The 8,263-nt window shown below is 49.5% G+C and carries 7 protein-coding genes; all 7 read right to left on the bottom strand.

The annotated features are described in order from the left end of the window. Positions 1 to 146 precede the first annotated feature (146 nt). Positions 147 to 1,082 (bottom strand): LysR substrate-binding domain-containing protein, encoded by a 936-nt coding sequence (locus ACLQ6D_RS15010; RefSeq protein WP_411728122.1) that lies wholly within the window; start codon positions 1,080 to 1,082, stop codon positions 147 to 149. Between the two features lie 8 nt (positions 1,083 to 1,090). Beyond that, complete coding sequence (locus ACLQ6D_RS15005) at positions 1,091 to 2,179, bottom strand: sulfate/molybdate ABC transporter ATP-binding protein (protein WP_411728121.1); 1,089 nt, start codon at positions 2,177 to 2,179, stop codon at positions 1,091 to 1,093. 35 nt (positions 2,180 to 2,214) lie between these two features. Continuing rightward, on the bottom strand, positions 2,215 to 3,072 hold the full coding sequence (gene cysW, locus ACLQ6D_RS15000; protein ID WP_411728123.1) for a sulfate ABC transporter permease subunit CysW: 858 nt from the start codon (positions 3,070 to 3,072) through the stop codon (positions 2,215 to 2,217). 32 nt (positions 3,073 to 3,104) lie between these two features. Beyond that, the gene (gene cysT / locus ACLQ6D_RS14995; RefSeq protein WP_411728120.1) at positions 3,105 to 3,932 is read right to left on the bottom strand and encodes a sulfate ABC transporter permease subunit CysT; all 828 of its coding nucleotides are present in this window, start codon (positions 3,930 to 3,932) and stop codon (positions 3,105 to 3,107) included. Between the two features lie 211 nt (positions 3,933 to 4,143). Then, positions 4,144 to 5,127 (bottom strand): sulfate ABC transporter substrate-binding protein, encoded by a 984-nt coding sequence (locus tag ACLQ6D_RS14990; protein WP_411728119.1) that lies wholly within the window; start codon positions 5,125 to 5,127, stop codon positions 4,144 to 4,146. Positions 5,128 to 5,205: 78 nt separating this feature from the next. After that, on the bottom strand, positions 5,206 to 6,213 hold the full coding sequence (locus ACLQ6D_RS14985) for a sulfate ABC transporter substrate-binding protein (RefSeq protein WP_411728118.1): 1,008 nt from the start codon (positions 6,211 to 6,213) through the stop codon (positions 5,206 to 5,208). Positions 6,214 to 6,488: 275 nt separating this feature from the next. Then, positions 6,489 to 8,003 carry an alginate export family protein gene (locus ACLQ6D_RS14980; protein ID WP_411728117.1) on the bottom strand — a complete coding sequence of 505 codons (1,515 nt, stop codon included), beginning with the start codon at positions 8,001 to 8,003 and terminating at the stop codon, positions 6,489 to 6,491. Positions 8,004 to 8,263 lie beyond the last annotated feature (260 nt).

Here is an 8,263-nt window from a genome sequence, read left to right as displayed (position 1 = left end):
GATTTCAGATTGCCAAAGTCATCTCAGCAGCGTAGGTTGGGTTGCCTGCTGTTTGGCAACCCAACTTTTTTGGCCATGTGGGTTAACGATAAAGCCGTTAACCCGACTTCCTTCATCCATGAGCCGGGAACACCGCAGTAGGCGGATCACGCCGCGCCCATAGGACAATCAAGATGGATAGACCGACTATTTGAGCGGCTAATCCTCCCTACGAGTTGGTCAATAAAATAGCGCGTATAAGTTGGTAGATAGCTTTGTTTTAAATAAGCAAATTTGGTCGTCGATGGTGGAATGAGATGCGCCAGATCCAGGGCGACAAGATCGGAATCAATACCCGGCTCATAAGAAGTCCCCGCAATAATGCCGACACCAAATCCCAGGCGAACATAGGTTTTGATCACATCCGAATCGGCTGCCGCCAGCGTTATATCCAGACGGATGCCTTCATTGTCGAAAGCTTTCTCAATATTGCTACGTCCGGTAAATCCCCTGCTGTAAGTCAATATGGGGAAAGTTGCCATGCGCTCAAGCGTGATGTCTTCGTCTATCAACGGATGGCCTTTAGGGACAACGACAATATGATGCCATTGGTAGCAAGGCTTAATGACCAGCTTTTCATCTTCATCCATTCTTTCGGTGCAGATAGCGATATCAGCCTTATGTTGATGCAATGAATTAATCAAATTACCAGGAGATGATTGTTCAATATAGATCTTGATGCCGGGATATTTTTCCCTGAACTTGCTGATCGGCGCAGGCAAGAAATACTTCGCTTGCGTATGGGTGGTGGCGATATGCAGCATTCCATTACGGTTGTCCAGAAAATCATCCGCCAAAGCCCGAATATTGCGTTTGGCCTGGTTGACGGATGTCACTTCTTCCAGGATGCGTACCCCTAGAGGCGTAGGCCCCAATAACCTTTTTCCGTGCCGCTCAAATAAAGGCGTGCCTAATTCATCCTCCAGCATGATCAATTGCCGGCTCACAGCCGATTGCACAATGTTCATCTTTTCCGCAACCTTGGTCAGGTTGTAGCCCGTCTCCTGCAAGAGATGCAAAATTTCGAGTTGGTTTAAGTTCATGTCAACCGCTATACATAAAAATCAGTTGCCGCTTCAGGAACCTGGGGTTTTGCCAGGTTGAACCAATGGGCATGTTTAATGAACAGCGACACTTTATCCCCCTTATTCAGGTGTAACTGTTTAAACTGGTCGCTGGGCATTTCGGCATAAATTGTCTTAGCCGAACCGTTTAGTCCCTCATTGCTTAATTCCAGGCGGATCGTCGCGCCCAAATGTTGCCAATCTTTCAGGACAATCGGCGATGCCGAATTGTCACCCAGTTTTTTTACGCCGATATGATGAGGCCGTACATGTGCCGTAATGCCTCCGGGGTCATCGAGAACGATACCGGCACCCTTGAGCCAAGCGCTGTCGTCTTTTTCCAAATGAAACACATTCGTCTGGCCGATAAAATGGGAGACGAAATCATTGCTGGGATAGTCATAAATTTCGCTGGGAGTGCCTTTTTGCTCAATCTTACCGTGATTGAGTACGACAATCTGGCTGGCTACCTCCATCGCTTCTTCTTGATCGTGGGTCACAAAAATGGTGGTCACGTCCAATTCATGATGCAAGTGCCGCAACCAAAGGCGCAAGTCCTTGCGTACACTGGCATCGAGTGCACCGAATGGTTCATCCAGCAGCAATACAGAGGGTTCCACAGCTAAGGCCCGTGCCAACGCGATACGCTGGCGCTGGCCGCCTGAGAGCTGGTCGGGGAAGCGGTCGTGCAGCCAGTCGAGTTGAACCAAGTTCAGTAAATCGTGTACATTCTTGCGTATAATCGCTTCACTAGGTCGGTCTTTGTGCGGCTTTACCCGCAACCCGAAAGCAACGTTATCGAATACCGTCATGTGCCGGAACAAGGCGTAGTGTTGAAACACAAACCCAATATGGCGGTTTTTGACCGGTTTATCGGTGACCTTATCCCCGCGCAGAAAAACATCACCCTGGTCGGCTTGTTCAAGCCCGGCAATGATCCGCAGCAGCGTGGTTTTGCCGCAACCGGAAGGCCCCAATAAGGCGACCAGTTCGCCCTCCGGGATATCTAAGTTGATATCGCTTAACGCGGAAAATGCGCCAAAATTTTTACTGATTTGACTTAAGACAATACTCATGGCGTGTTTCTCATAAAATCGTTGAATGCTAATGGCTATCCAGCCACCCGTAGGGACGCTTTGGCATCCTGCTTTTGCTTCCATTCCAGGAAGGTTTTAACCACCAGCGTCACCACGGCCAACCCTGCCAACAGTGAAGCACTGGCGAAGGAACCAACGAAGTCATATTCGTTGTAGCTCACTTCGATATGTAGCGGCAACGTGTTGGTAAGCCCCCTGATATGCCCGGACACCACCGAGACCGCACCGAACTCGCCCATCGCCCGGGCGTTACACAACAACACGCCGTACAACAGCGCCCATTTGACGTTGGGTAGAGTGATCTTGAAGAAGGTTTGCCAGCCGCTGGCGCCCAAGGACAAGGCCGCTTCCTCCTCTTCATGGCCGATTTCCTGCATCAAGGGAATCAGCTCGCGAGCGACAAACGGGAACGTCACAAACAAGGTCGCCAAGATAATCCCTGGCACGGCGAAGATAATCTTGATGTCATGAACGGAAAACCAAGGCCCGAACCAACCCTGGGCACCGAAAATCAATACATAAATAAGGCCTGCGATCACCGGCGACACCGAAAACGGCAGATCGATCAGGGTAATCAACAAGCTTTTGCCTCGAAAGTCGAAACGGGCAATCGCCCAGGCAGCGGAAATGCCGAATACGGTGGTCAATGGCACGGTGATTAATGCTGTCAACAGCGTCAGCTTGATTGCAGCCAGGGTGTCAGGGTGAGCCAAACTGGAAGCGTAAGCCGACCAGCCTTTGGCAAAAGCCTCAATCAGTACAGTCGCCAACGGTAAAACCAGAAATAAACCGATAATCGCCAAGGTAAGCGTAACCAGCGCATGGTGTATCCAGTCGGGATCGCCCAGGGTCAGCGATTTGGAATGTACCATAACAGGGGAAACCGTATTCATCAGCATGTCCCTCAAAGTTGTCCACTGCGGCGACGTACCCACCATTGCAAGCCGTTAATCAATAACAGCAGCAAAAATGATAGGATCAACATGGTCAAGCCAATGGCGGCAGCACCGGCGTAGTCGTATTGTTCCAGCTTGGTGATAATCAGCAGCGGTACGATTTCGGACACATACGGCATGTTGCCGGCAATAAAAATCACCGAACCGTACTCGCCGACCCCACGGGCAAAAGCCAAGGCAAAACCCGTGATCGTGGCGGGTAAAATATTCGGTAAAATGACTTTGATAAACGCTTGCAAACGGCTGGCACCGAGGCTGGCAGCGGCTTCTTCCATCGCCCTATCGAATTCCTGCAACACCGGCTCGATGGTACGCACAACAAACGGCAAGCCGATAAAGATCAAGGCAAAGACGATGCCCAACGGCTTGTAGGCGATCTGTACGCCAAATACTTCCATCACTAGTTTACCAATCCAGCCGTAGGGTTCGTAGATTGTCGCCAATACGATACCGGCCACAGCTGTCGGCAAGGCGAACGGGAGATCGATCAGTGCATCGAACAGGCGTTTGCCGGGAAACGGATAGCGCACCAGTGTCCATGCAATGATGAAGCCAAAAACGCAGGCCACGGCGGCGGCAACCAGCGCCGACACAAAGCTGACACGGAAAGAGGCCAGTACGCGCTGGTTAGTCAGGATCGCCCAGTAATCATCGAGGCTAAGCTCCAGGGTTTTCAACAGCATCGCGCTGAGCGGTATCAAGACTATCAAGGCCAGATAGACCAGGGTAAAGCCGATGGCCGGGCGAAATCCCGGCATGATGTTACTTTGTGACATGTCAGTTATCTTCGGTTTTATTAACTTCAATTTGAAGGATGGGCTTAGGAACGACTTGAAAAGTTCGTTGTGAGTTCACCAATCGAGAACGATGCGCTTTGTTCCTTTGCGAATCCTGTTCAGTTCTGCCGCTTAAGGTTGGGGCGACATTACGCCTACATAAAATTTGCCTAGCCAGGTAGGGTGGGGGGCTTTTTGCCCGGCATACCAACTATTTTCCATAAATCTGATCGAACAGCCCGCCGTCGGCAAAGTGGGTTTTTTCTGCTTTAGCCCAACTTCCGAACACTTCGTTTACGGTAAATAAATTAAGCTGTTTGAAAGTAGCCTTGTGTTTGTCTGCAATACTTTCCACCTGTGGCCTCAGGTTATGGCGAACGGCGATCCCCTGACCTTCCTCGGAGAAATGAAAATCCAGATAGGCCTGAGCAACGTTGCGAGATTTTCTTTTATCGACAACTTTATCAACCAATGAAATAGGATTTTCAGCCAGGACACTGACGGATGGATATACCGTTTCGAATTTATCCTCCCCCAGTTCTTTCTTTATCAAAAAAACTTCATTCTCAAAGGTCAGCAGGGCGTCGCCGATATTACGCTGGGCAAATGTCGTTGTCGCGCCGCGTCCGCCGCTGTCAAGAACAGGTACATTCTTAATGAGTTTGGTTACAAAATCCTTAGCCTTGGCTTCATCGCCGCCATTTTTGATGACATAGCCCCATGCCGCCAGATAGCTGTATTTGCCGTTACCCGATGTTTTCGGGTTGGGGATAATAACGGAAATGCCAGGCTTCACCAGGTCATCCCAATCCTTGATATTTTTTGGATTGCCTTTACGAACCAAAAATACGGAAGTTGATGCGGTAGGTGAACTGGCATGAGGAAGACGCTCTTGCCAATTTTCAGGAATCAGCTTACCGCGTTGGTAAAGAATATCAATGTCAGACGACCGATTCATGGTAATCACATCGGCTTCAAGTCCGTCCGCCACCGCTCTGGCCTGCTTGCTGGATCCTCCATGCGATTGATTGATCGTAACGTCTTCTCCGGTCTTTTCCTTCCAGTATTTGATGAAGGCGGGGTTGAGTTCATTATAAAACTCGCGGGTAACGTCGTAGGAAACGTTCAATAATGAAGTTTCGGCAAAGACGGCCGATGACATCAGCAATAAGGACAGAATTAAATATCTAAACATATAACCTTCAGCAGTGGCATGTTAAAAAATTGAATGAATGAAATACGGAGCAGGGGTTACATCCGTATTCGTCCTGTGCTAGGGCGCATAGATTTGGTCAAAGATGCCCCCATCATCGATATGCTCTTTTTGCGCTTTAGCCCAACCGCCAAATTTGTCAGCGACGGTAAACAGTTCCAGTTTCGGGAAGCGTTTCAAATCTTCGGGATCGGCATGTTCCGGCTGAACCGGACGATAATAATGTTTTGCCGCGAGTTTTTGGCCGAACGGTGAAAACAGATATTGCAGATAGGCTTCCGCCAAGTCCCGGGTTTCGTTCCGATCGACAACCTTATCGATCACAGCCACTGGGCATTCCGCCAAAATGCTGGTTGGCGGCACGACAATCTCAAATTGGCCTGAGCCAAGTTCGTTAATCGCCAGAAACGCTTCATTCTCCCAGGCGAGTAAGACATCGCCTTGTCCACGCTGAATAAAGGTTGTTGTTGATCCGCGTGCGCCAGAGTCAAGCACAGGCACATTTTTGTATAACTTCTTCACAAACTCCTTGGCGGCATCCTTGCTGCCGTAACTCTTTTCCGCGAAGCCCCAGGCGGCCAGATAGTTATACCGTGCGCCACCCGATGTTTTGGGGTTGGGTGTAATGACGGAAACACCCTCCTTTACCAGGTCATCCCAGTTTTTAATGCCTTTAGGGTTGCCTTTGCGGACTAAAAACACAATAGTGGATGTGTAAGCCACGCTGTTGTGGGGTAAACGACCCTGCCAATCCTTGGGCAACAAGCGGGCTTTTCCGGCGATTTGGTCGATGTCATAAGACATGGCCAGGGTGACGACATCCGCTTCCAGGCCATCGATCACGGCCCGGGTCTGTTTGCCCGCACCACCGTGCGATTGCTGGACATTGACGTCTTCGCCAGTTTTCTCTTTCCAGTATTGAATAAATTTCTGGTTGATGTCCTGATACAGTTCCCGTGTCGGGTCGTACGAGACATTGAGGATAGTCCTTTCCGCCAGGGCCGTACCGCTTAGCAACAAGGCAACAACGGCAATCAACAATTGTTTGCTTGGTTTAGTGAATCTCATGGTTACTCCATGTTGGTATGGTTAGAAGGTTTAAATAAATTTCTCGTATTGCTCTAAGAAACAGGTTACTGATGCGATTTTTCGATATAGGTTTATGGTAAATGCCTTTTTTAATAATTGGAAATGATATGTTTAGATTTTATTATCTAAAAATGAGATATATAAAATTTTGGCAACCCTCTTTGAGCAACGAAAAAATCCTTGTATGGCTGGATTTGCCTTATCTACCCGTACGCTTCGGGAACAAGCCAGACTCGGCAAATCCAAGGAATAAATTACTTATAGGTTGGTTTGCCGTCACCAAACGCGTTCAGCGACACTTCAAAGTAGAAGAAATTGCCGGCCTGGTCGGTGAAGGGGCCGTCCACCGAGTCATTGAAAGAGCGGGTAAAATTGCCCGGCTCAAAGCGGGCGTAACTCAAACTCCAATCGACATAAGGGTTGAGCTTATGACGCATCCTGATGTCGAATTCATGGCCCAGGAAGCTGCCGCTTTCGCCGCTCCTGTCCCGCAAATTAGCCCTGTTCCAGGCATCGGTTTCGCTTTGTAGCCAAAAGGCGTTATAACCGGCATCGACGCGGACATCCTTGTACGGGGTAAATTCAACCCGCGCTTTGGGTGTGATGATGTTGTCCCAGGAGAAATAATCGTTGCGTGACCAGGGCTGGTTAAACCCGAAAAAAGGATCGAAGCGCTCAAGCTTGTTGTCTGCGGGGTTCTTATCGCCAGTGCCGTAGCCGTAATACAGGCTGGCCCTGGGCTTCCAGTCATGGTCGAAGGTATAGCCCAATTCCAGCGAGTAAGCCAGGGCATCATGCTGGCGCAGGTCCTGTTTTTTATTACTTGAGAGCGACCCAGACCGGCCAAACTGTTTATTGATGTCGGCATCGAAATCAAGGCCGCTGTCGCCGAACAAACCGTACACCCTAAGGCCCGGCGCATAAATGTCCAAATCGGGCTTGCGATTGGCTGCAACTGGATTGGCAGGGTCGCCGTTTTGTTTGCGGCCAATGAAGTAAGGCTGAATGGTGACGTAATCCGACCATTGCTTCAAACTGAGGACACCGCCATAAATCCAGGTATCCTCATCGGCACGGTCAAACTCGTACTTCAAGCGCTCGATCGGTTGAAAAGCAAAGGTGTCCAGATCCCAGTCGTTTTGCTTTTTGCCAAAACGGACACGGAAACCCTCGAAGTTGTTGGTGGTGTTGCGGAACTGATTATTGCCGATCAACCGCCTGTCCAGCAATTCCAAGTGCTGGCGGCCCGCACGGACACTTAACGGGCGGTTGTGCCCCAACAAATTCTTGAAATACAACTCAGCATAACCTTGGATCAGTTCAAACTCATTTACATCCGATACATTGCGTTCATACAGGCCGTTGTAACTCCGGGAATCTTGAAACTCGACGGCAAACCGCAGTGGATCAAGAATGTCATGAACGCCAAGGTAAGCCCGTGTCCTCAAGAGCCAGAGATTGTCAGGATCAGGGCGAAAATCAGTGCTAGTGCTGCTGTTGTTGCCCGTAGGTGTAGGCCGCAAATCGTTTTCCCGGTACTCGTAACGGGTGCGGTGTTCCAAGCCCACATCCAGCCATTCGACATCTCGGAACTGCTCGAACTGGGTTCGGCTTAAATTCCGCACGTAAGACGGTGGATCAGTTTCCGGTTCGACGCGGTAACCCAAGGTCTTGCGGTAATAATCTTCGGCATTTGCCAAGCCCGGCCACGCCAGCAGGAGGCTGAATGCGCTTGCTGCCGGGATGAATTTATTCAAATAATGACTCATGTTATATCCTTGTTTAATACTTTGATAACTTGAAAAGTTGATTAATAAAGCCAATCGATCTAAGCCAAAGTAACTTCCGGTGATCCGGTCATCACTCAGTCACAGCCAATGTTGTTATTCGCCGTTTGTACGGTAGAGGTTATTGATTCGGCCTTTTAATGTTTGAAACCGTTCGTGCTGAGCTTGTCGAAGCACACACACCTTTCGACAGGCTCAAGGGGAACGGGAGTTAATACCTCACAAGGCCGAATCAATAGGAT

Origin of the sequence: Methyloglobulus sp. (genome assembly GCF_046714055.1) — a bacterium.
GTDB lineage: Bacteria > Pseudomonadota > Gammaproteobacteria > Methylococcales > Methylomonadaceae > Methyloglobulus.
This window is presented reverse-complemented; position numbering and strand designations above follow the sequence as displayed.